General features: G+C 69.1%; 20 protein-coding genes. 12 read left to right on the top strand and 8 right to left on the bottom strand.

What is annotated here, in order from left to right:
• Nucleotides 1-28: 28 nt before the first annotated feature.
• Entirely contained in the window at nt 29-781 is a 753-nt protein-coding gene (locus A176_RS26905) for an energy transducer TonB (protein WP_044889384.1), read from the bottom strand.
• 221 nt (nt 782-1,002) lie between these two features.
• On the opposite strand from A176_RS26905, the gene A176_RS26900 reads away from it, so the two are divergent.
• The 4 genes from A176_RS26900 to A176_RS26885 all read left to right on the top strand — a co-directional run bounded on the left by A176_RS26900 (nt 1,003) and on the right by A176_RS26885 (nt 7,629).
• Complete coding sequence (locus A176_RS26900) at nt 1,003-4,191, top strand: TonB-dependent receptor (protein ID WP_044889385.1); 3,189 nt, start codon at nt 1,003-1,005, stop codon at nt 4,189-4,191.
• A 36-nt stretch (nt 4,192-4,227) separates the two neighbouring features.
• Entirely contained in the window at nt 4,228-4,938 is a 711-nt protein-coding gene (locus A176_RS26895) for a hypothetical protein (protein ID WP_002635518.1), read from the top strand.
• A gap of 131 nt (nt 4,939-5,069) precedes the next feature.
• The gene (locus A176_RS26890; protein WP_002635519.1) at nt 5,070-6,614 is read left to right on the top strand and encodes a radical SAM protein; all 1,545 of its coding nucleotides are present in this window, start codon (nt 5,070-5,072) and stop codon (nt 6,612-6,614) included.
• Nucleotides 6,615-6,669: 55 nt separating this feature from the next.
• Nucleotides 6,670-7,629, top strand: a complete 960-nt coding sequence (locus tag A176_RS26885) for a hypothetical protein (protein WP_082282841.1) — start codon at nt 6,670-6,672, stop codon at nt 7,627-7,629.
• Nucleotides 7,630-7,845: 216 nt separating this feature from the next.
• Here A176_RS26885 and A176_RS26880 read toward each other — a convergent pair whose 3' ends face one another.
• Together A176_RS26880 and A176_RS26875 are read right to left on the bottom strand one after the other, a co-directional pair.
• Complete coding sequence (locus tag A176_RS26880) at nt 7,846-8,433, bottom strand: hypothetical protein (protein ID WP_002635521.1); 588 nt, start codon at nt 8,431-8,433, stop codon at nt 7,846-7,848.
• A gap of 6 nt (nt 8,434-8,439) precedes the next feature.
• Nucleotides 8,440-9,015 carry a DUF4920 domain-containing protein gene (locus tag A176_RS26875; protein ID WP_002635522.1) on the bottom strand — a complete coding sequence of 192 codons (576 nt, stop codon included), beginning with the start codon at nt 9,013-9,015 and terminating at the stop codon, nt 8,440-8,442.
• Between the two features lie 88 nt (nt 9,016-9,103).
• On the opposite strand from A176_RS26875, the gene A176_RS26870 reads away from it, so the two are divergent.
• Together A176_RS26870 and plsY are read left to right on the top strand one after the other, a co-directional pair.
• On the top strand, nt 9,104-9,535 hold the full coding sequence (locus A176_RS26870) for a DUF2752 domain-containing protein (protein ID WP_002635523.1): 432 nt from the start codon (nt 9,104-9,106) through the stop codon (nt 9,533-9,535).
• A gap of 11 nt (nt 9,536-9,546) precedes the next feature.
• Nucleotides 9,547-10,125 (top strand): glycerol-3-phosphate 1-O-acyltransferase PlsY, encoded by a 579-nt coding sequence (gene plsY / locus A176_RS26865; RefSeq protein WP_044889387.1) that lies wholly within the window; start codon nt 9,547-9,549, stop codon nt 10,123-10,125.
• Here plsY and A176_RS26860 read toward each other — a convergent pair.
• From A176_RS26860 to A176_RS26850, 3 genes are all read right to left on the bottom strand, one after another.
• On the bottom strand, nt 10,042-11,298 hold the full coding sequence (locus tag A176_RS26860; RefSeq protein ID WP_044889474.1) for a THUMP domain-containing class I SAM-dependent RNA methyltransferase: 1,257 nt from the start codon (nt 11,296-11,298) through the stop codon (nt 10,042-10,044). The genes plsY and A176_RS26860 overlap by 84 nt on opposite strands.
• 54 nt (nt 11,299-11,352) lie before the next feature.
• Nucleotides 11,353-11,637: an antibiotic biosynthesis monooxygenase family protein gene (locus tag A176_RS26855; RefSeq protein ID WP_002635525.1), complete on the bottom strand. Its 285-nt coding sequence runs from the start codon at nt 11,635-11,637 to the stop codon at nt 11,353-11,355.
• A gap of 121 nt (nt 11,638-11,758) precedes the next feature.
• The gene (locus A176_RS26850) at nt 11,759-14,836 is read right to left on the bottom strand and encodes a DNA translocase FtsK 4TM domain-containing protein (protein WP_002635526.1); all 3,078 of its coding nucleotides are present in this window, start codon (nt 14,834-14,836) and stop codon (nt 11,759-11,761) included.
• 215 nt (nt 14,837-15,051) lie between these two features.
• Here A176_RS26850 and A176_RS26845 point away from each other — a divergent pair, with 215 nt between their 5' ends.
• The 5 genes from A176_RS26845 to A176_RS26825 all read left to right on the top strand — a co-directional run bounded on the left by A176_RS26845 (nt 15,052) and on the right by A176_RS26825 (nt 19,937).
• The gene (locus A176_RS26845) at nt 15,052-15,387 is read left to right on the top strand and encodes a TFIIB-type zinc ribbon-containing protein (RefSeq protein ID WP_002635527.1); all 336 of its coding nucleotides are present in this window, start codon (nt 15,052-15,054) and stop codon (nt 15,385-15,387) included.
• Nucleotides 15,388-15,395: 8 nt separating this feature from the next.
• Complete coding sequence (gene gatC, locus A176_RS26840) at nt 15,396-15,683, top strand: Asp-tRNA(Asn)/Glu-tRNA(Gln) amidotransferase subunit GatC (protein WP_002635528.1); 288 nt, start codon at nt 15,396-15,398, stop codon at nt 15,681-15,683.
• 18 nt (nt 15,684-15,701) lie between these two features.
• Nucleotides 15,702-17,162, top strand: a complete 1,461-nt coding sequence (gene gatA / locus A176_RS26835; RefSeq protein ID WP_002635529.1) for an Asp-tRNA(Asn)/Glu-tRNA(Gln) amidotransferase subunit GatA — start codon at nt 15,702-15,704, stop codon at nt 17,160-17,162.
• Between the two features lie 32 nt (nt 17,163-17,194).
• A complete protein-coding gene (gatB, locus tag A176_RS26830) occupies nt 17,195-18,634 on the top strand; it encodes an Asp-tRNA(Asn)/Glu-tRNA(Gln) amidotransferase subunit GatB (RefSeq protein WP_002635530.1) in 1,440 nt (479 codons plus the stop codon).
• Between the two features lie 82 nt (nt 18,635-18,716).
• Nucleotides 18,717-19,937: an SH3 domain-containing protein gene (locus A176_RS26825; RefSeq protein WP_044889389.1), complete on the top strand. Its 1,221-nt coding sequence runs from the start codon at nt 18,717-18,719 to the stop codon at nt 19,935-19,937.
• A 158-nt stretch (nt 19,938-20,095) separates the two neighbouring features.
• Here the strand turns inward: A176_RS26825 and A176_RS26820 are convergent, their stop codons facing one another.
• Together A176_RS26820 and A176_RS26815 are read right to left on the bottom strand one after the other, a co-directional pair.
• Nucleotides 20,096-21,124 carry a carbon-nitrogen hydrolase family protein gene (locus A176_RS26820; RefSeq protein WP_002635532.1) on the bottom strand — a complete coding sequence of 343 codons (1,029 nt, stop codon included), beginning with the start codon at nt 21,122-21,124 and terminating at the stop codon, nt 20,096-20,098.
• 6 nt (nt 21,125-21,130) lie between these two features.
• Nucleotides 21,131-22,093 (bottom strand): isopenicillin N synthase family dioxygenase, encoded by a 963-nt coding sequence (locus A176_RS26815; RefSeq protein ID WP_002635533.1) that lies wholly within the window; start codon nt 22,091-22,093, stop codon nt 21,131-21,133.
• A gap of 175 nt (nt 22,094-22,268) precedes the next feature.
• Here A176_RS26815 and A176_RS26810 point away from each other — a divergent pair, with 175 nt between their 5' ends.
• Nucleotides 22,269-24,338, top strand: coding sequence for a serine/threonine-protein kinase (locus A176_RS26810; protein ID WP_082282839.1), 2,070 nt, complete (start codon nt 22,269-22,271; stop codon nt 24,336-24,338).

Here is a 24,338-nt window from a genome sequence, read left to right as displayed (position 1 = left end):
GATACGGCTCTAAACGACGCGCCCGGAGTCAGCGCGGCAGCTTGAAGTTCAGGGTGAAGGTGTAGTCCACCTGCACGGGACGGCCCTGGAACGTGACGGGCTTGTAGCGCGACGACGCCAGCGCGTCCAGGACGGCCCGGTCCATGTGGGGCAGGGGCTTGATGATCCGGCAGTTCTCCACTCGACCTTCCACGGTGACGATGCACTTCACGATCATCGTTCCCTGGACGCGAGCCTCGAGCGCCTCACGAGAGTACTCGGGCTGAGGGCCAGACAGCTTCTCCGGACGGGTCATTCCCGCGCCGAAGGGGAGCACGTCGGTTCCCGTTCCGCCCAACTGGCCGCCAACCACGCCGCCAATCACACCACCGACAACGCCACCGACGACGCCACCCACCACGCCGCCTTCCACGCCACCTTCGACGGCCTCTTCGCTGGCCTCTTCTTGTGCGGGAGGCTCTTCGGAGGGCTCCACTTCCTTCGGGGCCTCCTTCGGAATCTCCTTCGGCTGGACGATCGCGTCCGGCTTCTTGGGCTTCTTCGGCTCCGTCTTCGGCTTGCTGGAAGAAGCGGGAGGCGGAGGAGGTGGAGGAGGCGGAGGAGGCGGCGCCATGGTCGCCTTCAGCGTGACCTCAATCTCCTTCTCCTCCAACGGTGGCGGACGCGTCGACAGCCAGACGGCCAGTCCGAACAGCGCCACATGGAGGATAACCGAGACAGTAGCCCCGACGCCGAATCGCGACCTGGGCCCCTGACCACGGTCAAGGACTGAATCGAACATGCACTAGACTCCTCTTCACCAGTGGACACCCATCGACGTCACACCGCCCGGATGAAAGGGCGCGCTACCATACAGAAACGCGTTCCGGGTTCAAGCAAGCATGGTCGACGGTAGCGGCGTGATCGGGCAATTGCCCCACTGGTTACCAAAAAGCAACGGTCTATTGACAACTGCTAGACCTCGGTTATTTTCACTTGCAGCCCACCTTGGAGGGGTCTGGTATGCACTTGAACCGAGTGCTCCGGGAAACCGGAGTTGTTGTCGCCGCAGGTCTGCTGTACGGATCGGCGGCTTTCGCACAGTCGAGCGTGATCATCGGTACCGTGATCGACGCTCAGAGCCGGCAGCCTGCCGCTGACGTCGTTGTCACCGCCACCTCGCCCAACCTTCAGGGCGAGCAGGTGGTTGTCACCGACGCACAGGGTAACTACCGCATCCCCCAGCTGCCCCCCGGCGATTATACGCTGCGGTTCGAGAAGGAGCAGTTCAAGCCGTACGCTCGCTCCGCGATCCAGCTGCGTCTGAACCGGACGATCCGCGTCAACGTCGAGCTGCTCCCTGAGTCGCTCGGTGAAGTCGTGGAAATCGTTGGCGCGCCCCCGACCATCGACGTGGGTTCCACGACGATGGGCGTGAACGTCGACCAGGAGTTCATCAAGCGCATCGCCGTTGCGCGTCCGGGTGGTAAGGGCGGCGCGACCCGTTCCTTCGAGTCCCTGGCCGAGCTGGCGCCTGGCGCCCAGAATGACAACTACGGCGTCTCGATCAACGGTTCGACCTCGCCTGAGAACGGCTACGTGGTGGACGGTCTGTCCACGAACGACCCGGCCTTCGGCGTGAACGCGAGCCCGCTGAGCATCGAGTTCGTGCAGGACGTGAACATCATCACCGGCGGTTATATGCCGGAGTTCGGCCGGTCCACCGGCGGCGTCATCAACGCGGTCACCCGGTCGGGCTCCAACGAGTTCCACGGCTCCGTGTTCGCGAACTGGACTCCGGGTACCTTCGAGGGCAACCGCACCCAGGTTCGCTCCGAGGGCACGGTCATCACCGGTCTGAACCAGCTTCAGAACCTGGGCGACTTCGGCGCCACCCTCGGTGGTCCGATCCTCAAGGACAAGCTGTGGTTCTTCGCCGGCTTCGCGCCGTCGTTCACGCGCTACCAGCACACCCGCACGCTCAACGCGCTGCGGCTGGACGCGGATGGCAACCGGGTCACGGACGAGGCCGGCTTCACGCAGGCTGACGCCATCCCCGGTTCCGCCCGGAACTACTACGCCGACTCCCGTACCATTCAGTACATGGGTAAGTTGACGTACCTCATCAACCAGGACCACAACGTCTCGCTGGCCCTCAACGGCACCCCGTCCTCGACGGGTGGTCTGGGCAAGCTGGCGGTGGATCCCCGCTCCGGTGGTCTGCCGGGCGTGCTGGCCTCGCGTCCGGGTGACTTCGGTCTGACCCAGACCAGCGCCAACACCACGTCGCTGGCCCTGAAGTACGCCGGTGCCTTCGCGGACAAGAAGGTCCTCGTCGACGCCAACGTCGGCTGGTTCCACCAGACCGCGTCCACGCTTCCCGGCGACGGCAGCCGGCTGGGCGATCAGACGGGCCTGGCGGGCTACTCCCGCATGGCGTACATCAACCCCCGTCCTCTGACGCTGTTCGAGGCCCTGCCCGCCGGGCAGGAGGGTGCTTGCGGCAGCACGCCGGAAGAGCAGCTCGCTCGCTGCCCGGTGACGGGTTACACCGTCGGTGGCCCGGCCTTCATGAGCGATCAGACGCTGGATCGCTACCAGGCGAACGCGAAGGCCACGTACCTGCTGAACGCCCTTGGCACGCACGTGCTGAAGGCGGGCGTCGACGTCGAACTGCTGTCGTTCGATCAGACGAAGGCGTACGGCGGCGGCGTGTACTACCAGGAGAGCACCCCCTGGGCTGCCGGCCAGGGCCCTGCCCTGACGGACGCGCGTCGTTACGGCTACCAGACGGGGCCTGACACCGCGGTCACGCAGCTCACCCAGGTGGCCAAGACGACCAGCACCACGATGGGCGGCTTCCTCCAGGACTCCTGGTCCATCGCGAACCGCGTCACCCTGAACCTGGGCGTGCGCTACGACGTGCAGGCGCTCTACGGCGGCAACGGCGATCTCTCGCTGCTGCTCGGCAACCAGTGGTCGCCGCGCCTCGGCGCCATCGTGGATCCGTTCGCCAACGGCCGCGCCAAGGTGTTCGTGAACTTCGCTCGCTACTACGAGCAGGTTCCGCTCAACCTGATGGACCGCGCGTTCCCGGGTGAGAACCGCATCGCGGCCCGTCGCTCGATGGCGGAGCCTGGCCAGGGCACGGCGACCTCGTGCGACCCGTCCAGCTTCGAGAGCCAGCAGGCCACCTGCCGCACCGACGCGAACCTGCTCGCGATTCCCGAGAGCAGCCGCAACGTGAACCGCTTCTACACGGGCGGCACGGCGGGCGGTACGCCGGTGGACCCGGACATCAAGCCCCAGTCGTCCGATGAAATCGTGGTCGGCGCCGAGTACGAAGTGCTGGCGAACACCCGCCTGGGTGCGAGCTACACGCACAAGAACATGAACTCGGTCATCGAGGACATGAGCCGCGACGACGGCAACACGTACTTCCTCGGTAACCCGGGCAGCGGCTTCGCCCAGGAGTTCCCGACGCCGGTTCGTAACTACGACAACGTCACCGTCTACCTGAACCGTACGTTCTCCGACGGCTGGCTCGCTCAGGCCAACTACACCTGGTCGCGCCTGTACGGTAACTACCCCGGTCTGTTCCGTCCTGAGACGGGCCAGCTCGACCCGAACATCCTCTCGGACTTCGACCTCGTCGAGCTCCTGGAGAACCGCACGGGTCTGCTGCCGTTCGACCGCACGCACCAGATCAAGATCTTCGGTGCGAAGGAGTTCAACATCTCGAACGCCCTGTCGGCGAGCGTGGGTGTCTCCTACCGCGGTAACTCCGGTACGCCGATCAACTACTGGGGTCACCACTGGGCCTACGGCTCGGACGAGTCCTTCGTCCTCCCCCGTGGCGCCGGCGGCCGTACGCCGTGGATCAACACCATCGACTCCAACATTGGCGTGAACTACCGCGTCAGCAAGGACAGCGTGGTGTCGTTCACCCTGGACGTGTTCAACCTCTTCAACTTCCAGGGCGTGAACTCCGTCGACCAGACGTTCACGGTTCGTGACATCAAGCCCATCCCGGGTGGAACGCCTTCCGAGCTTGAGCCGGGCAACCTGCCGGGCCGCGTGGTCTTCCAGGACCAGGCGCCGCGTGAGGAGCCGTTCGGCAGCGTGGACGGCGACATCAACCCGAACTTCAAGAACCCGACCTCGTACCAGGCGCCCCGTCAGGTCCGCTTCGGCATCCGGTACACGTTCTAATCCCAGGTCCACTCACGGAATCGGAACAACAGTCAAATGACCAAGAACATCGTCAACACTGCGTTGGTTCTCCTGGGGACGGGAAGCCTGCTGACGGGCTGCAACGTGGAGCAGCCTGATCCGGGCTGCTTCGTGCAGGAGTCTCCCCACTGGGCCGTGAAGTACGACCGCGTCCAGGAAGGCCGGGATGCTTCTGGCAATGCTTGCGAGACCGTGGCGCCGCCCGCCGAAATGATGGGCGTCTACCGGTACATCGACCTGCAGAACGGAACCGCGAAGCTCGCGCTCCGTCCTCAGGGGCTCGCGAGCCGGGGTATCGCCGACAACTCCACGGACCAGAGCGAGCAGACCGCCATCGGCGACCTGGCGACGTCCCGTGACGCGGAGGACTTCTGCGGCGCGCCCAGCTTCCCGGTGGCGCTCGTCAACGTGGCCTCGCCCGCGAACCAGATCCGGTACCAGTACTCCAACGTCCGCGTGTACTCGGCGCCCTCGTCGCCGGGTACCCAGCTGACGGGCGAGCTGACCTACACGAACAATGGCTGCACGTCGACGTACGTGATCAACGCCATCTGGCCGGCCGTCGGTTGCGATCCTGACTCGGCTGCTCCCATGGACAACTGCGGTCCGGGCTCCGGCCTGAACCCGGAGTTCGCGGCGACGTGCATCACCACCGCGAACTGCGCGATCTTCGCCGGCGCTGCGAACTGCTGCGTGCCGACGAACCAGGTCCCGTCGTTCAAGTAGTCGAAAAAGTCGTCTGCTGAACCGCGCCACCCGACTCGGGTGGCGCATCTCGGCCCCGGCGGTCTCTCCCTCACACGGGAGTGGCTGACCGGGGCCGCGGTGTTTAAAAGGCTGGACCTGTCTGGAGGCACATGGAGGGCCGTTACTCACTCATCGAGCGCGTTCGCAGCTTGCTGGCGGACGAAGTGGGCACGCTGCACAAGGCGGCGCCCTACCGGGTGGCGCTCTGCTACCCGAGCCCCTATCACGTGGGCATGAGCTCGCTTGGCTACCAGGCCATCTACCGCGAGATTCATACGCACCCTGGCGCCACCGCGGAGCGGGTCTTCCTCCCGGACGATGTCGAGGCCTTCCAGCGCACGCGCACGCCGCTCTTCACGTGGGAGTCCCAGGCGGATGTCGCGGACTTCGACATGCTGGCCTTCTCGGTCGCCTATGAGTTGGAGCTGAGCGGCCTGTTCTCCATGCTGGAGATGGCGAAGCTGCCCCTGCTGGCGGAGGAGCGCCGGGATGGCCGCTATCCGCTCGTGGTGGGCGGTGGCCCGCTGACCTTCTCCAATCCTGATCCGCTCGAGCCCTTCGTGGACGTGCTCGTCCAGGGGGAAGCGGAAGACCTCATTCACATCCTCATCGATGCGGCGGCTTCGATGGAGCGCGAGGCCCTGCTGGCGCACCTGGCGCGCATCCCTGGCTTCCGAGTCCCGGGGCGGGGTGGGGCGCGTTATCACGTGGCCAAGGCGACGGATTCCCGGCTGCCGGCTCGCTCGCAAATCGTCACGCCCCACACGGAGCTGCGCTCGATGTTCCTCATCGAGCCGGAGCGGGGCTGCTCTCGTGGCTGCCACTACTGCGTCATGCGCCGCACCACGAATGGCGGCATGCGCACGGTGCCTCCCGAGCGAATCTTGTCACTGATTCCCGACCATGCTCGCCGGGTGGGGCTGGTGGGCGCGGCCGTGACGGACCATCCGCGCATCGTCGAGTTGCTGCGGACGATTGTCGAATCCGGGCGGGAAGTGGGCGTGTCCTCGCTGCGCGCGGATCGGCTGACCCAGGAGTTGGTGGATCAGCTCCGGCGCGGAGGCGCCACCAACCTCACGGTGGCGGCCGACGGGCCTTCGCAGCGGCTTCGGGACATGGTGGACCGGAAGCACTCGGAGGAGCAGATTGTCCGGGCCGCGACCTTCGCTCGTACGGCGGGGATGAAGCAGCTCAAGGTCTACAACGTCGTGGGCTTGCCGACGGAAGAGGACGCGGACATCGACGAGTTGATCCGCTTCACCGCCGAGCTGTCGCGCATCCTGCCGGTGGCGCTGGGGGTGGCGCCCTTCGTGGCCAAGCGGAACACGCCGCTGGATGGCGCGCCCTTCACGGGCATTCGCGAGGTGGAGGGGCGGCTGGAGCGGCTGCGCAAGGGGCTCCGGGGCCGGGCCGAGGTGCGGCCCACGTCCGCGCGCTGGGCCTGGGTGGAGTACATGCTGGCCCAGTGCGGTCCGGAGGCGGGGCTGGCGGCCATGGATGCCTGGAAGGCGGGTGGCAGCTTCGCCGCGTGGAAGCGCGCCTTCGCGGCCCGGGAGTGTGAGCCATACCTGGCGCGCCGGGTGGAGGATGGGCGGCGCAACCCCGTGTTGTGGCCCACCGTGCCCCGCGTAGCACCTCCGGCGTCCGCCGCCTGACGTGATGGTGCACGTGGAAGTGCACGTCCGCCCCGGGTTCCGCTAGAAGTCTCCGCTGGCGCGCCGATGGCCGGCGTCCATGGCAGCGGAGAACCAGGTGAGCACGCAGCGAGTGGACAAGTCGTGGCAGCAGAAGGGCCTGAAGGAGTACTCGACGGAGGCCCTGCTCGGGACGCTCGGCCACTATGGCATTGCCGTGGGCGAGGACGACTTCCGCAAGCTGGCGGAGACGTCCTTCCCGCTCGGGATTGCCCAGCAGTGGCGGCAGGGCTGGAAGGGCACCGGGCCCTTCAAGGACTTCGTCGTGGCGGCGGCGGTGGAGCTGTGGAGCCGCTGGCTTCCGGACCGGGTGGCCCCCATGGAGATGGCCGACACCCTGGCGAACCTGATGCAGCAACTGGCGCTCCTGCTGGATGGCAAGCAGGACGCGGCGGTGGACGCCGCCTTCGAGAAGATGAACGCCCTGCGCGCGAAGATGCCGCTCGACGAGAAGGGCGCGCCCCAGGAGCGCTTCATGCGCGAGGCGTTGGCGCCCTTCACGGAGAAGCAGGCGGAGGTCTTCGACAGCCTCGCCGAGGCGCTGGCGTCTACGGGCCAGGTGGCTCACGCCGAGTCCTTCGCGGACCTGGAGGAGTTCCTCCTGCCGGAGCGCCGTGGCATCTCCAAGGCCATGGTTCGCGCGGCCCGTGGCGAGGTGGAGCCCGCCACCGCGGACATGGTGAAGCTCACCGAGGACACCGAGCGCTCGCCCATCGCCCGTTTGCTCGCGGTGGATGGCCTCATCCACATCAAGGCGCATGGTCAGGCGGCCGCGGCGGCCCGCACCCTGCTGGCGTCGGCGGAGCAGGGCGGTGACCTGCACCTCGCGCTGGACCTCGTTCCCCGGCTCGAGCACATCTACAAGGCGCAGAACGACCGCGAGTCGCTGATGGAGCTCATGGGCATCGCCGAGCGGCTCGAGGCGGCCCACGACAAGATTCACCCCGGGCACCGTCGCCACCGTCACGGGCGCTGATTCGCTCGTGGGAGGAGGGGCCTTTCGCGGGCCCCTCGCTCCTGGCTCGGCCGCGGTGGGCTGTGGCGCGGCTCAGTCCCGCGCGCGGTTCCTCCGTGAAGGCACGCGGCGCCCAGTTGGGCGCAATCCCGTGTGCGTCTCCTCGCGAAGGCACGCGGTGCCCAGTCGGGCCGCCCCCGTCTCGCGTATGTCTCCCGCGTGAGGGGCCCATCGGGCCTAATCTCGCGCGCGGGTCTCCGTCGCCTTGGCGTCTTCGGGCGTAGGGGTTTCCTCCTCCACGGCCTCCTTGGCGCCGCCCCGGCGCTTCAGGGGCACTCGGAGCACGCCCGGGACGCCTTCCGCCACGTCTCGGACGGAGACCACGGCGCCCACGGTGGTGTAGCGGATGGCGCCCGTCTGCGTGAAGGCGTGCTTGAGCGGGTACTCCTTCGCCCGCGGGAGGAACCAGTCGCGCGCCGCCTTCAGGGGCACCACGTGCAGCTCCCCCTGCGAGAGGAAGACGTACACCAGCAGGTCCGCGCCGCTGTAGAGGAAGCAGCCGGGAGTGTCCTTCTCCAGGTTGGACACCAGCTCGAAGAAGTAGCGGCGGCGGGTGGCGTTGCGGTCGCCCTTCACCTCGATGCCGCGCACCTCACCCGAGGGCAGCTCCCAGAGCAGGTCCACGCCACGGTGCTGGAAGCGCGGGTCCAACTGCACGTCGTGCACCCGCGAGCCCGGCTCTGTCTCCAACATCCATGCGCGGGCGTGCTGCACGGCGCGGTCCGCCGCGCCCTGCACGCCGCGCATGCTGAAGCTTCGTGCCATGTCGTCTCAGCGGCGCAGTTCGACGCCCGTGGCCACCAACTGCACTTCGCGCGGCTTGCCGTCGGTGCCGCGGGGAACGATGGCGCCTTCGGACTCGTAGTGCTGGGCGCGGCTCTCGGTCAGCTCGGCCACCTTCACCACACCCTCCACGCGCGCCTGCGAGCCCGCGGAGTCGAGCGGGACGAAGAAGCCGTAGTCCTTGAACGTCACGCGCACGCCGGGGGCCTTGTCCTCGCCCGACGCCGCCAGCTCCATCCAGCAGCCCTTGCGCTCACAGGCCTTGCGGACCTGGCCCTCAATCAAGACCGTCTTGCCATCGTGGGCCTGGGGCTTGGCCAGCACGTCCGCGAGCTTCACCGTCTTGGCGCCCTTCTTGATGGGCTCGCCGCGGGTGAGCTTCCAGTCCGTCTGTTCGGCGGCCTTGGCGGACGCCTGCGGCGGGGGCGGGTGGTGGCAATCCGCGGCCTCGGCGGCCTTGCCTGCCTCGGCGGCCTTGCCCGCCTTGGTGGAGGACGTGTCACCCGCGAGGGCGACCAGGGGAACGGCGACCAGCAGCATCAGGGACGTGCGGAGCGTGTTCATACCTCGCCCGCTTAGCCAAAAGTCTTTGCTCCGGCAAGGCGACGCCCGTACTAAAGTCCGTCCATCCGCACACGCCCACGAGGTGCGCTTGAAGGTCGTCATCCCCCCCCGCAACCGTCGTTTCAGCACCATCGACGCGATGGGGCTCGCCGGCATCGTGGGGCTGCTCGTGGCCCGCTACATCCCGGTGGCCCGCATCATCCCCTTCTGGGGCTGTGTGCTCCGGGAGCAGACAGGCTGGCCCTGCCTCGGCTGTGGACTGACGCGCGTGGCCGACCGGGTGTCGCACCTCAACTTCGTGGGGGCCTGGGAGGCCAACCCCCTGGGGACCATCGCCGCCGTCCTGTTCGCCCTGGCGGGGGTGGTCATGGTGCTCCACATGGTGTTCGGGATGCCCATCCCCCAGGTGGAGCTCTCGCCCCGTGAGTGGAGCGCCCTGGGTGTGGTGACGCCCATCATCCTCCTGGTCAATTACGCCTACGTGGTGGTGAAGACGCGCTTCCCCCACCTGCTGCTGTAGCCTTCCGCTTCGTGACCTCCGCGCTCGTCCTGCTGGGCTACCTCTCCGGCTCCATTCCCTTCGGTGTGTTGCTGACGCGGTGGCTGCGCGGCGTGGACGTGCGCAAGGGCGGCAGCGGCAACATCGGCGCGACCAACGTCACGCGCGTGGCGGGCAAGAAGCTGGGCGCGGTGGTCCTGCTGCTGGACGCCCTGAAGGGCGCGCTGCCGGTGCTCCTGGCGGTGCGATGGCTGCCAGACGCGCCCGTGGTGCACGTGTCGGTGGGACTGGCCGCGGTGCTGGGACACATCTACCCGGTGTGGCTGAAGCTCCAGGGTGGCAAGGGCGTGGCCACGGCGTTGGGCGTGCTGCTGGTGCTGGTGCCCCAGGCGGCGCTCGCGGGCGCGGTGGCGTTCATCACCGTGTTCGCGCTGTGGCGAGTGAGCTCCCTGGGCTCGCTGGCGGCGGGCGCGACGGCGGTGGGCACGTCGGCGCTCACCGCCCAGGCCGTGGAGTACGCCGGCCTCTCAGCCCTCCTCTTCGCCCTCATGCTGTGGACGCACCGGAGCAACATTGGCCGAATCGCGCGGCGCACCGAGCGGCGCTTCTGAGCCGTCTCCAACGTCTCCCCGCGCGTTGCCCCCGTCGGGCGGGCGGTAGCCCAGCAGCGCGCAGGCGATGGGGCCGTTCCAGAGGTCCTTCTTCGCGGACGGGCGCGCGTGGAAGGCGCTCTCGAAGGCGGGGTTGCCGCAAATCACCCACACGCGCCAGCCCGGCACGCGCAGCGACTCGCCGAGCTTGAAGTAGAAGCTCTTCATGCCCTTCTGGCCGCCCGTGCCCAGCCGGTCGCCGTAGGGCGGGTTGGTGACGATGAGTCCGCCGGAGTCCGGCAGCGGCGGGAGCCGGGTCGCATCCCCTTCGGCGAGCTGGATTTCCTCCGACAGCCGCGCGGCCCGCACGTTGCGGTCCGCGGCCTCCAGCGCCTCCGGGTCCTTGTCGAAGCCGAGCAGGGGGACTTCCACCTTGCGCTCATTGCGGCGGGCGTCCGCGCGCATGTCCGCGAGCAGCTCCCGGGCCCGAGCGCCCATCTCCGGCCAGCGCTCCACCGCGAAGTCCCGGTTCAGTCCGGGCGCGCGCCGCCGGGCGATGAGCCCCGCTTCGATGAGCAGTGTGCCGGAGCCGCACATCGGGTCCACCAGGCCCTCCGTGCCCGTGTAGTTCGCGGCGCGCAGCACCGCCGCCGCGAGCGTCTCCTTGAGCGGCGCGGGTGTGGGGCGCACGCGGTAGCCGCGCCGGTGCAGCGGCTCGCCGCACAGGTCCAGGGACAAAGACAGCGTCTCCCTGGAGAGGTGAGCCACCACGCGGACGTCCGGGTCGCGGGTGTTCACGTCCGGCCGGGCCTTCTGGGTGTCGCGCAACCGGTCGACAATGGCGTCCTTCACCTTGAGGGCCACGAAGCCGGAGTGGCTGTGCTCGCTGTCCTTCAGCGTCGCATCCACCGCGAAGGTGTGCTCGGGGGTGAGGTGCTCCTCCCAGGGGATGCTGGCGGCGGCTTCGTACAGGCCCTCCGCGCCATGGGCCTCGAAGGCGCCCAGCGGATAGAGCACGCGCATGGCGATGCGGGACCAGAGCGCCACCATGAGCGCTTCGTCGAGCGTGGCCATGAAGCGCACGCCGCCGCGGTCCTGGCGGATGCGGCGGGCGCCGAGCTCCTTCAGCTCGTCGGCCAGGAGGTCCTCGGTGCCGCGGGCGGCGGTGGCGAAAAGGGCGATGCGTTCAGCCATGGGACACCGCCCATAGACGAGCCGAGGCCGCTTGGGAACCTGCATCGCGTCGTTTCATGTGCCCACCACCTCGTAGAAGCTGAAGGTGGCGTCCTCCTGCTGGGCGCTGGCCTCCCGAGCCCGCTGGAAGTCCTCCGACTGGAAGTAGGCCCGCATCGACGCCTTGTCCCGCCAGCGCGTCACCAGCATCAGCTCGGGCGGGCGCTCGAAGGAGCGCAGCACCTCCAGGCTCAGGAAGCCGGGGTACCCGTCCACCGCCCGGGTGCGCTCCTGGAAGCGGGCGACCAGGCGGTCGGCTTCTTCGGGGGCGGGGCGGAAGCGGGAGATGGCGACAAGCATGGACGGGCCTCGCTGGAAAACAGCGAGGGCGTCCGGGCCAAGCCAGGACGCCCCCGTGAAATGGAACCGCCAGGGCCGCCGCCTCCCATCCCCACCGGGGACAGCGGCAGTGGCCGGGGCCCTACATCGCCCCGGCGCCCGGCATGTCGCCCAGGCCTCGGATGAGCACCTCGCGAGGCTTGGCGCCGTCCGCCGCGCCAACGACGCCGTCGCGCTCCATCCGCTCAATCATGCGCGCCGCGCGGTTGTAGCCGATGCGCATCTTCCGCTGGAGCATGGAGATGGAGACGGCCCGCATCTCGCTGACCGTGGCGAGGGCCTGGTCGTACAGCTCGTCGGACAGCTCGTCCTCCTCGCCGCCACCCTCGACGTCCTCGTCGCGCGGCTTGAGGATGGACTCGTCGTAGACGGGCTTGCCCTGGGCCTTGAGGTGGTCCACCGCCTTCTTGATTTCGTTCTCCGACACGAAGGCGCCGTGCACGCGTTGTAGGTGCGCGCTGGTGGGCGGCATGATGAGCATGTCGCCCATGCCCAGCAGGGCCTCGGCGCCCACCGTGCCCAGAATCGTCATCGAGTCCGGCTTCGAGCGCAGCATGAAGCTGACGCGCGTGGGGAAGTTGGCCTTGATGACGCCGGTGACGACGTCCGTGGACGGGCGCTGGGTGGCGACCATCAGGTGGATGCCGGCGGCGCGGGCCATCTGCGCCAGGCGGGCCACGTAGGTCTCCACCTCGCGGCTGGCCACCATCATCAGGTCGGCGAGCTCGTCGATGATGACGACGATGTAGGGCAGCTTCTGGAGCTGCTTCTTCTCCGGCGTGGCCGGCTCGCTGGCCTCCATCGCCTCGGTGTCGTCGGCCTCGGCCTCCAGGTCGGGCGTCTCGGCGTCCGCGTCTGGCGACTGCGCGTCGAGCAGGTCGTCCTCGTCGTCGCGAGGCGCGGCGACACCCAGGCTCTCGCCGCCCGCGGGCATGGAGGACTTGGGGCTTTCGCCGTCGAGCACCAGCACGTTCTTCGGCTTGGCCTTCTTCTTGGGCGGCTCGGAGACCGTCTTGACCTCCACCGCGGTGCTCTCCACCAGCTTGTTGAAGCCGGCGATGTTGCGCACGCCCGCCTCGGACAGCATCTGGTAGCGCCGCTCCATCTCCTCCACGGCCCAGCGCAGCGCGAGCGCCGCCTTCTTCGGGTCCGTCACCACCGGCAGCAGCAGGTGGGGGATGCCCTCGTAGACGGAGAGCTCCAGCATCTTCGGGTCCACCATGATGAAGCGGACCTCCTCGGGCGTGGCCTTGAGGAGGATGCTCATGATCATGGAGTTCACCGCCACCGACTTACCGGAGCCGGTGGTGCCTGCGATGAGCAGGTGGGGTGCCTTGGCCAGGTCGAGGACGTACGGCATGCCCTCGATGTCCTTGCCCACGCACATGGTCAGCTTGCTGGCGCCCTTGTTGAAGGCGTCCTGCTCGGCGATCTCCTTGAGGTAGACGGTCTCGCGGTCCCTGTTCGGCACCTCGATGCCCACCACGCCCTTGCCGGGGATGGGGGCGACGATGCGCACGCGCATGGCTTCCATCGCCATGGCGAGGTCGTCCGCGAGCGCGGCGATCTTGCTCACCTTGATGCCGGGGCCGGGGAGGAACTCGTACATGGTGACGACGGGGCCGGGGCGAATCTCCACCACCTCGCCGACGATGCCGAAGTCCGCCAGCTTCGCGCGCAGCTTCTCCGCCGTGGACAGGTAGACGTCCTTGTCCAGCGCGGTGCGCTCCGCCTTGTCGCACTCGAGCACGTCGAGCGGCGGCAGCGAGAAGCTCTTGCGGTCTCCCACGAACTCGAACTGGTCCTGGCTCCGCTTGACGGTGGGCTTGGGCGGCGCCTTGGGCTCCACGATGAGCGGCATGCGTGCCGCCAGCGCGGACGGCGGCGCCGGGACGATGTCGGCCGGTGCCGCGGGCGCGGGGGCCACGGGCGGCTGCGCCGCGGGGGCGGCGATGACCGGCGCCACGGGCTCGGGCTCCACCGCGTCGTGCGCGACGGGCGCCGGGCCGGTGACGATGTTCGGCTTGCGGCGCGAGCGCGGCGGCTCGGCCGTCTCCGCGCCCTCGGCGCCCACGAGGTTCGGCGAGGGAGGCATGAAGGACGCGGCCCACGCGGGGTCGGCCCCCAAGCCCAGGGCAGGGCGCTTCTCCGGCTTCGCGGGCGCCTTCTCGGGAAGGGCCAGCACGGGGGCGGGGGCGGGCGGCAGCGACTCCGTGTCGCGAGCCGGCGGCAGCAGCTTCTTCTCCAGCTTCTCCGCCTTCTCGCGCTCGCGGGACTCCTTGAGCGCCAGCTTGGCGGCGAGGGCCTCGTCCTTCTCCTGCTGCTTGGCCAGACGGAAGGCCTCTTCGGCCATGGCCTCGGCCTCGGCGGCCTCCGCCTCTTCGGCCAGGCGCTCCGCCTCTGCGAGCTCTTCCTCGTCGGCCTCGAGCTGCGCGAGGAACGCCGCCTCCTCCAGCTTCTCTTCGGCGGCGCGCTCCTGGCGCTCCTTGTAGGCGACCTTCTGGGCCTCCCAGAACGTGTTGAAGGAGTCCTGGAAGCGGCGGCCCACGACGCACAGGCCGGCCCAGGCCAGCGAGCACAGCTTGATGAAGGTGTACTGGGTCCCCACGATGAGGGCGGCCGCGCTGATGGCCGTCACCAGGATGACGGTGCCCACGGTGGAGAACAGGCTGGACATGACGCCGCCCAGGCCTGCGCCCAGCGCGCCACCCGGCGGGTGGGCCCAGCCCTTGTCTCCGGCGAACATGAGCTGCGCCAGCACGGCCACGCTGACGGTCAGCAGCGCCAGGCTGATGATTTGCGGGCCCCGCTTCCGGTCCCGGCTGCCCACGAAGAGCACCATGGCCGTGTAGATGCCGCCCACGGGGACGAGGTAGGCACAGATGCCCAACAGTCCGCGCAGCGACTCGGCGATGAGGTGCCCCATGGGGCCCACCGCGTTGTTGAAGCCCGGTCCCACCCGGTCCTTCGCATCGAAGGTGGCGACCGCCAGCAGTGAAATCAACGAGGCGGCCAGGATGAAGACGCCGGTGATGGCGCGGGTGGTGACATCCCCGCCCTTGCCGGCCTTCATCCGCTTGTCCGCCAGCGCCCTGCGGCGCGTCGCGATTTCCTGCCGGGACAGTACCGCCTTCTCCGCCCGACCCTTCTTCGCCGTCATGTCCGTCTTCCCTCTGCGCGTCTCAGCCGCGTAGCGGGCTGTAGCAATGCCCGCAGCGAGTGTAGGGAGGGAGGGGGTCCGGTCAATTTTCCAGCCCCGGACGGGGTGCCTACATTTCGGCTGCGACCCTCCTCAGAGGGGGTATGTTGCCGCCCAGCATCGCCGCCCGGACGCGCACGCCGCGCGGCGGCGGGACTTCGTGGAGGAACATCACAATGGCCGACGCCCGAACCGAGAAGCCGTCATCCACCGAGGAGGAGTACTTCGCCCGGGAGGAGATTGAGAAGAAGCGCAAGATGGCCCTGGAGCAGGCCGCTGCGAACGCGGCGCAGCAGCGCGAGGAGCTCAAGAAGCTCCACTGGATGAAGTGCCCCAAGTGCGGCCTGGACCTCCAGACGCTGAAGCAGGGCAAGGTCGAAATCGAGACCTGCTTCAACTGCCACGGCATCTTCCTGGACGCGGGCGAGCTGGACCAGCTCGTCGAGCAGCATGGCCACGAGGGCAGCGGCAAGGTGATGGGCGCCATCCTCAACCTCTTCAAGAAGAAGTAGGTCCTTCCATGGCCCTCACGCTCGAGCAGGTGCGCCATGTGGCCACACTGGCGCGGCTGTCGCTGACTCCGGAGGAGGAGCAGCGATTCACCACCCAACTGTCCGCGGTGCTGGACGCGGTGGAGCAGCTCCAGGCGCTCGACGTGGAGGCCGTGGAGCCCACGTGTCACGCGACGCTCACGTCCTCCCGGCTCCGCGAGGACGTGATGCGGCCGTCGCTGCCACCCGAGAAGTCCCTGGCCAACGCGCCGGCGAAGTCAGGCACCGCGTTCGCCGTGCCGAAAATCATCGAGTAGCCCCGGAGGCCCCACGCCATGCAGCTCACGGACCTCACGATGTTGGAGCTGGCGGAGAAGCTGGCCGCCAAGGAGGTCTCCTCCGAGGAGGCCACCCGCGCGAGCCTCGCGCGCATCCAGCAGGTGGACCCGAAGGTGCGCGCCTTCCTGCGCGTGGACGAGGCCGGTGCGCTGGCCGCCGCCCGTGCCAGTGATGCGCGCCGCGCCGCGGGCAGTCCCGCGGGCGTCCTGGACGGCGTGCCGCTGGGCCTCAAGGACCTCTTCCTCACCGAGGGCGTGGAGACCACCGCTGGCTCGCGCCTGCTGGAGGGCTTCGTCCCGCCCTACGACGCCACGGTGGTGCGGCTGCTGAAGGAGGCGGGTCTGCCGCTGGTGGGCAAGCTGAACCTGGACGAGTTCGCGATGGGCTCCTCCAACGAGTCCAGCGCCTATTTCTCCTGCCACAACCCGTGGGACCTCTCGCGCACGCCGGGCGGCTCGTCGGGGGGCTCGGCCGCGGCGGTGGCGGCGCGCGAGGTGCCCGGCGCGCTGGGCACCGACACGGGCGGCTCCATCCGTCAGCCCGCGGCGCTGACGAACACGGTGGGGTTGAAGCCCACGTATGGCCGGGTGTCGCGCTACGGCGTCATCGCGTTCGCGTCGTCGCTGGACCAGCCGGGGCCCATGACGCGCACGGTGGCGGACGCGGCGGCGCTGCTGCAGGTGATTGCCCGGCCGGATGTGCAGGACGCCACGTCCTCGGACGCGCCGGTGCCGGACTATTCCGCGGACCTGGAAGCGGGTGTACGGGGCCTGAAGCTGGGCGTGCCGCGCGAGTACTTCACCGAGGGCATGGACCCGGAGGTGGAGGCCTCCATTCGCGAGGCCCTGCGCGAGTACGAGCGGCTGGGTGCGACGCTGGTGGACGTGTCGCTGCCCCACACGAAGTACGCGCTGGCCACGTACTACCTCATCGCGCCGGCGGAGGCGTCCAGCAACCTGGCCCGCTATGACGGCGTGCGCTTCGGCAAGCGGGCGCAGGACGCGCGCAGCCTGCGGGACGTGTACACGCTGACGCGCGAGGAGGGCTTCGGTTCGGAGGTGAAGCGCCGAATCATGCTGGGCACCTACGCGCTGTCCTCCGGCTACTACGACGCCTACTACCTGCGCGCGCAGAAGGTCCGCACGCTCATCCGCGAGGACTTCACGCGGGCCTTCCAGCAGGTGGACGCGCTGCTGTCGCCCACCTCGCCGGTGCCGGCCTTCAAGCTGGGCGAGAAGGTGGAGGACCCGATGGCCATGTACCTCATGGACATCTACACCCTGCCTTGCAACCTGGCGGGCCTGCCCGGCCTGTCGGTGCCCTGCGGCTTCACGAAGGCGGGCCTGCCGGTGGGCCTGCAGATTCTGGGACGGCCCTTCGACGAGGCCGGACTGCTGCGCATCGCCCGCGCCTACGAGCGCGAGCACGACTTCTTCCGCCGCTTCGCGCCCCTGTAGGGCCCGCGAGCGCATGCCTTGGTGACACCGCCATGCCCGTGAGCGATTTCCAGCCCGTCATTGGCCTCGAGGTCCACGCGCAGCTCCTCACGCAGTCCAAGATTTTCTGTGGCTGCTCCACCGCGTTCGGCGCCGAGCCCAACCGCAACACCTGCCCGGTGTGCCTGGGCATGCCGGGCGTGCTGCCGGTGCTGAACCAGCGCGTGGCGGAGTTCGCCGTGCGCACGGGGCTGGCCCTGGAGTGCACCATCCGCCCGACGAGCGTCTGGAGCCGGAAGAACTACTTCTATCCAGACCTGCCCAAGGGCTACCAGATTACGCAGTTCGACCAGCCCATCTGCGAGCACGGGCGGCTCGTCATCGACACGCCGCAGGGCGAGAAGACCATCCGCATCCTCCGCATCCACATGGAGGAGGACGCGGGCAAGAGCGTGCATGACGCGGGCGGTGGGCAGAGCCTGGTGGACCTCAACCGCGCGGGCGTGCCGCTGCTGGAAATCGTCAGCCAGCCGGACCTGCGCGACTCGGATGAGGCGGTGGAATACCTCAAGGCGATGCGGGACGTGCTCGTCTACCTGGGCGTCAACGACGGCAACCTGGAAGAGGGCAGCTTCCGCTGCGACGCCAACGTGTCGGTGATGCCCAAGGGCTCCACGACGTTCGGCCAGCGCTGCGAGCTGAAGAACCTCAACTCGTTCCGCTTCCTCAAGCAGGCCATCGAGTACGAGATTGCCCGGCAGGTGGATGTCATCGAGTCGGGTGAGAAGGTCATCCAGGAGACGCGCCTCTGGGACGTGAACAAGGGCGTCACCCGCTCCATGCGCGGCAAGGAGGATGCGCATGACTACCGGTACTTCCCGGAGCCGGACCTGCCGCCACTGCACGTGAGCGCGGAGGCCATCGACGCCGCGGCGAAGGCGTTGCCGGAGCTGCCGCGCGCGAAGCTCCAGCGCTTCACCAGCCAGTACGGCCTGCCCGCGTACGACGCCCGAATCCTCACCGCCGAGCGCCCGCTGGCCGATTACTTCGAGGCCTGCGCGGGGCACTACACGGATTACAAGAAGCTCTCCAACTGGTTCCTCGGCGAGCTGATGCGGCTGCTGAAGGAGGAGGGCACGCCGCTTTCCGCGCTGCGCTTCACGCCGGCACAGCTCGCGGAGCTGCTGGTCGCGGTCGACCAGGGCACGGTGTCCGCCAACGCGGGCAAGGACGTGCTCGGGGAGATGTTCCGCTCGGGCAAGTCGCCCGCGGACATCATCGCGGAGAAGGGCCTGGCCCAGGTGAGTGACACCGGCGCCATCGAGGCGGTGGTGGACGACATCCTCGCGAAGAACGCGGGCGAGATTGAGAAGTACCGCGCCGGCAAGAAGCAGGTGTTCGGCTTCTTCGTGGGCCAGGTGATGCGGGCCATGAAGGGTAAGGGGAATCCCGCGCTGGTGAACGAGCTGCTGAAGAAGAAGCTCGGCGACTGACGGGGGGCCTCGGCCACTTGGCGGATGGAACGCGGAGGCTGACGGCTCCAAGGCTCTTCGGGCTGCACGAAGAGGGGGAGCCATGTCAGTTCGAATCGATTCGAAGGTTTCGTCGTTCGTGAAAATCGGGAGCGCCGTGACGAAGGCCGCCGCGCAGGTGGCGCCCGCACCGCTCAAGCCGTTGCTGCAAACCAGCGCCAGCGCGTTCGAGACGGCGCGCAAGGTGTTGGTGAACCTGGAGGGCGGCGTTCCACCCGCGCCGCCCACTCCGGCCGCCGAGGCGTCATCCGGCGCCATGCGCGTGCGCGTGACGGAGCACTCCGCGGGGCCCGTGAATTTCCGGACCGGCCCTGGAACGAAGAATGACCTCGTCGACGGGACGCCCACGCTCGTGGCCGGCACGGAGGTGGATGTCCTGGAGACCCAGCGCGTCGGCGGCCGTGAGTGGATGCACGTGCGCACGGACGACGGACGCGAGGGGTGGATGGTCTCCGAGCGGAGCGAGTACGTCAGTGGCATCGCTCGCAGTCATCCCTATGTCCTGGAGGATGGCCGTGATGGCAGCGGCGCCTCGGCGGTGGACAACGCGCTCCAGTTCGTGGGCACGCGCGAGCGAGCGAAGCTCCAGTCGATGTTCGACGCGATGCCCGAAGGGCCCAACCGCGACGCGCTGGGGGCGTTGTTGGCGCAGGCCCCCGAGTCCAACTCCGACAACACGGGCAATGGCTATGCGGGCCTGTGCTTGAGCTTCGTCCAGGACCGCTTCGGCATCAAACAGGCCGCGGACCGTTCGCCTTGGATGTACAACCCGGCCAACTTCCTGGACGGCCGCAATCTCATCGTGCCGCCGCCGTCGCCCAACCCGGATGGGACGGTGCCGAAGCGGGATGACCTTCCCTACGGACAGGTCTACAGCGACCGGACCGACAGTGCCTACGCGGCCTGGCTGGCCCTGGAGAACGCCAGCGCCGATGCGGCGGCGGCGGGAGGTGCCCACCCGAGCGTGGCTCGGCCTTCCATGGACGCGGAGGGCCGTCCCGACCTCACGTCGCCGCTGCCAGAAGGGGCGATGCTCTACTTCGGCCCGACGGGGAAGAACGCGCACGCGGGGCATGTCGCCATCGCCACGGGCGTCATGGCGCCGGACGGAACGCCGTTGCTCGTGACGACCACCTGGAACAATGGCCCGGTCCGGATGATGTCCCTGGCGGAGATGCAGGCGGCGACGGGGCCGTACCTCGGTTCCACGACACCGGAAGGCGCCTTCCAGCCTGGGCGTTGGGGTGGCGGGAGCGCGGCGTAAGCTGAGCGTGTCGTTTCCGTCCAAGGGGCACGAGGTGTTGTTCCGCCAGCCTCGAGCCCGTTCGGCTGGCTCGCTCCTGGAGCCGCACCGCAATGCTCACGGCTCACGCATCCAGTCGCGAGGACCCCTGGGCGACGACGGGGCCCGAGGCCGCTGACTCACGGGTGTGGCACGGTGGCGTGCAGCACGTCCTCGTCCTGGGGAGACGACGCTTGGGCGAGGACGCGGACCGCGCCTGACGGCGTGCGCTCCAGGAGGCTGGAGGGCGCCGCCAAGGAGGTCCCCAGGACCTTGCCTACCGCCTGCGAACTCACCACGTAGCGCACGCGCTTGAGCGCACCGAGCTGGGCCTGATGATCCGCGCCATGCCCCGGCTCGTGGTGTGGCTTGCCTGTGTCATCCCTGTCGAAGGCGGAGGCCGAGGACGGATGCGCGAGGATGTCCATGCCCAGGGCGTCCAGGTACTGCGCGCAGGGGACGAACCAGGGCTCCTCGCGGGTGTGCGGCCTGGCGCGGGCGTCGTAGCCGATGAGCGTCCCGAGCCTGCCGAAGGGCGTCTGGAGGACGGTCAGGTCCTCCGGGCGGCCGGGGCTGAGGTGCAACACGTCCTCTTGGGTGGGCACCAGGTTGACCTTGCGCGTCGCCGCCACGCAGCGGCCGTCCGGCGAGAAGGTGTAGCTGGTGTTGTACGTGCGAGCACCATGGGGCTCGAAGTCAGGTGTGTCCGGGCTCCGGCGGCTGGCGGGGAGCAGGGCGCTGCCTGCGACGACCCACAGGTTGAAGTCCCGAGCGATGCTGGAGAAGGTCTCCCACAGCGTCCGGTGCACGAGGGCCGCGCGCGCCGCGTACACGCATTCCCGCAGCGTGGGCGGATGGTGCGTGCTCCACGCGCGCCAGACGTCCAAGGCCTCGGCGATCGCCACGCGCTTCACCGCGCCTTCAAACGATGTCTTCGCTCGCACGGCGGGGACGTGGCCTTGGAAGAGCAGCGCCGCGCCAATCGCCTCGGGCCACACGGCGAGGGCGGGGTGGCGTGGCTGTCCCGACGCATCCCGGGCGCGCAGGGCATCCACCCGCGCGGCCAGCTCCCGGTGCCGCGTGGCGAACGTGGCCGCGGAGGCGTAGTCCTCCAGCGAAACGCGGGGCTGGACGGCGAACAGCTCGATGTCGTCCGTGGCAGTCGTCACGCGGCGCTATTTCAGCAGGCCATTTTCGCGCAGGCGCTGCTTGAGGAAGGCATCCGCGGTGATGGGCGCGTGGCGGGCCGGGGTGTCGGCCGTCTGGGTGCAGGGCAGGGCCTGGAGCACGCAGTCCGCGTAGGGATGGACGAAGAAGGGCATCGAGTAGCGGACCGTGTCGTCGTCCTTGCTGCGCGGATTCACCACGCGGTGCGTGGTGGCGGGGATGATTTCGTTCGTCACGCGGCTGAGCATGTCGCCCGAGTCGACGACAATCTGTCCGCGCAGCGTGTCCACCGGCAGCCACTCGCCATCCCGGGTGAGCAGCTCCAGTCCGGACGCGGTGCCTTCGCAGAGCAGGGTGATGAGGTTGATGTCCTCGTGCTCGGCGGCGCGCACGCCTCCGGGGATGAAGCGCTCCTTCAGCGGCGGGTAGTGGATGACGCGCAGCACGGAGTTTCCATCCGTGGCCATGTCCCGGAAGGTGTCGCGGGCCACGCCGAAGTACTCGGCGATGGCCTGGAGCATCACGCCGGCGGCGCCGTCCAACGCGCTGAAGAGCGACAGCGTGTGCTCGCGGAACGACGGCACCTCGGCGGGCCACACGTTGGCGCCGTAGAGCTGGTGGTACTTGTGGCCAGGGGGCAGCTCGCGGCCCACGTGCCAGAACTCCTTCAAGTCGCCCACCTTGCGGTTCTTCGCGTGCTCCTGTCCGTAGCCGATGTAGCCGCGCTGGCCGCCGTGCGTGGCCTGGGCGTACTGGGACTTGGTGGCTTCCGGCATCGCGAAGAACCGCTCCACGTCGCTGTAGGTGCGGCGGATGAGGCCGTCGTCGATGCCGTGGCCCTCCACCGTGACGAAGCCGAACTCCTTCAGTCCGTCGCCGAAGACCTGAACGAAGCGAGCGCGCTCCTGCGGTGTGCCGGCGATGTAGTGGGACAGGTTGACGACGGGGATGCGGCGCTGGACGGGCGACATGGCGGCGCACTCTACCCACCCTGATGGATTGTCGGCACGCACAGCGTCCTCCAGGGGACCCTTGCCTGCGACCCTGGCACCGGGGGTGCGGCACAAGCTGACATCCGCCCTCATCCGCAGTGGAAGGCGACGCCCCCGGACGCCATGGTGGGAGGGCAGTTCGTGGGGGAGGCGGATGCCCGACGTGAGCAGCGGTGGAGTCTGTGGGGCGTGTGGCCGGCGGCATGTGATGGGGGCGACGTGCTCGACGCTGGTGCGAGCGGATGTTGGAAGTGGGCAACCGCCGCGTCCCAGGTGCGGGCCGGACGGGGAGGCGGAGGACCCGCTGGTGGGCGCCCGGTGTGGCAGCTTCCGGTTGGTGCGCCGCCTGGGGCGGGGCGGCATGGGCTCCGTCTACCTGGGCGAACACGTGTCGATTGGCAGCCGGGTCGCGGTGAAGGTGCTGCACGCGCACCTGACCATGTACCCGGAGCTGGTGCAGCGCTTCCACGCGGAGGCGCGGGCGGTGAACCTCATCGGCCACGAGAACATCGTCAGCATCTTCGACATGGACGCCACCCCGCCGCGTCCCTATCTCATCATGGAGCTCCTGGACGGGGCCCCGCTGTCCGCGTGGGTGGGCTCGCCGCTGGCCGCTGGCGCGGTCGTCTCGGTGTTGGCGCAGGTGTGTGACGCGCTCCAGGCCGCGCACTCGCGGGGCATCGTTCACCGCGACCTCAAGCCGGACAACATCTTCGTGTCGCGGCGCAAGCGGGGCGTGCCATTCGTCAAGGTGCTGGACTTCGGCATCGCCAAGCTGGGGGACGCGCAGATGCCCCAGACGCACGCGGGCATCATCGTCGGGACGCCCGAGTACATGGCCCCGGAGCAGTCCCTGGGACGCGGCGTGGACGGCCGCGCGGACCTCTATGCGTTGGGCGTCATCGCCTACCAGTTGCTCACCGGCAGGTTGCCCTTCACCGACGAGGGGATGACGGCGCAGCTCGTGGCCCACCAGCTCCGGACGCCGCCCCCGCTGCGCTCGGTGAATCCGGCCGTGGCCGCCGCGCTGGAGCACGTCATCCTGCGGGCGTTGGCCAAGAAGCCCGAGGACCGGTATCCCTCCATCCAGGCCTTCCGACACGCGCTGCAAGTGGCCCTCGCCGAGGAGGGGCGGGGGGCGGCGCGGCAGGCGAACCCGGCTCCGCGGGGCGCGCTGCCCTCCACGCTGCCCGTCGCGCAGGGGGCGATTCGAGGACGCTCCCAGGTGGGTTCTCACGCGGAGGTGGCCGCTGCCTCGCAGGCGGGGCTGTCTCCCCGTCGCCCGGAGCTGGCCACCGCGCCGCGCGCTCCCAGCGTGGAGTTGCCGGTGCAGGTGGTGCTGCGCCCGGGGGAGAACCCGGTCCGCCTCCTGGGCAGCGGTCTGTCCCGCGGTGGATTGTTCCTCCACGGCGGGCATGTCCTTCCACCGCTGTGCGCGCGCCTGCCCATGGTCCTGGAACTGGAGTCGGGGCCCCTGTCGGTGCTCTGCGAGGTGGTGCGGCTCGTTCCGCCCGCGCAGGCCCGCGTCTGGGGGATGCCCACGGGCTTCGGCGTCCAGTTCGTGGAGGCCACCGCGCTGCTCAAGGCGGCGGTGGACGCCGTCCTCGAGAAAGGCACCCCCGTCGAGCCCCCGCAGGTCCGCCCCGCGGTGGTGGAGGACCCCACCGTGACGCGCACGCTGGAAGCCTGGCGCCGGCGCTCGGCGGGGGATGCGTACGCGGTGCTGGCGCTGGCGCTGGATTCGGACATGGTCACCGTGCGCCTGCGCACGCGGGAGGCCTGGCGTTCGCTGGAGTCCCTGGAGCGCAAGTCGCTGACACCCCCTCAGCGCGCACAGGTCGACGCGCTTCGCATCCGTGTCCGGGAGGCGGCGGAGGCGCTGGGGGCCACGGTCCAGCGGGCCCTCTACGACGCGTGGCGGGGCAATCATCGCGGGGTCGCCAAGTGCCTGGAGGCGGGGCTCACGGCCGAACAGTTGGAGTCCCTGCGGCGCGAGTTCCTGGCGCGAAGGCCGCAGGCCATGGGGGCGGCGCGGATCCACTTCCAGGCCGGGAACGCGCTGGAGCGTGACGGGCAGCTCTCCCAGGCCCTGGACCAGTACGAGCGCGGGTTGAAGCTCGCGCCGCTGGAAGTGGACATGCTCCAGCGCTACAGGCGGCTTCGGCGGGTGCTGGGCGGGCGGAGTCCGGCGGTGGCCGGACATGAAAGGGCCCGGTCTCCCTGA

It is taken from the genome of Myxococcus hansupus (assembly GCF_000280925.3).
GTDB classification, from domain to species: domain Bacteria; phylum Myxococcota; class Myxococcia; order Myxococcales; family Myxococcaceae; genus Myxococcus; species Myxococcus hansupus.
The sequence above is the reverse complement of the archived record's forward strand: the minus strand, read 5'-3'. Positions and strand labels throughout refer to the sequence as shown.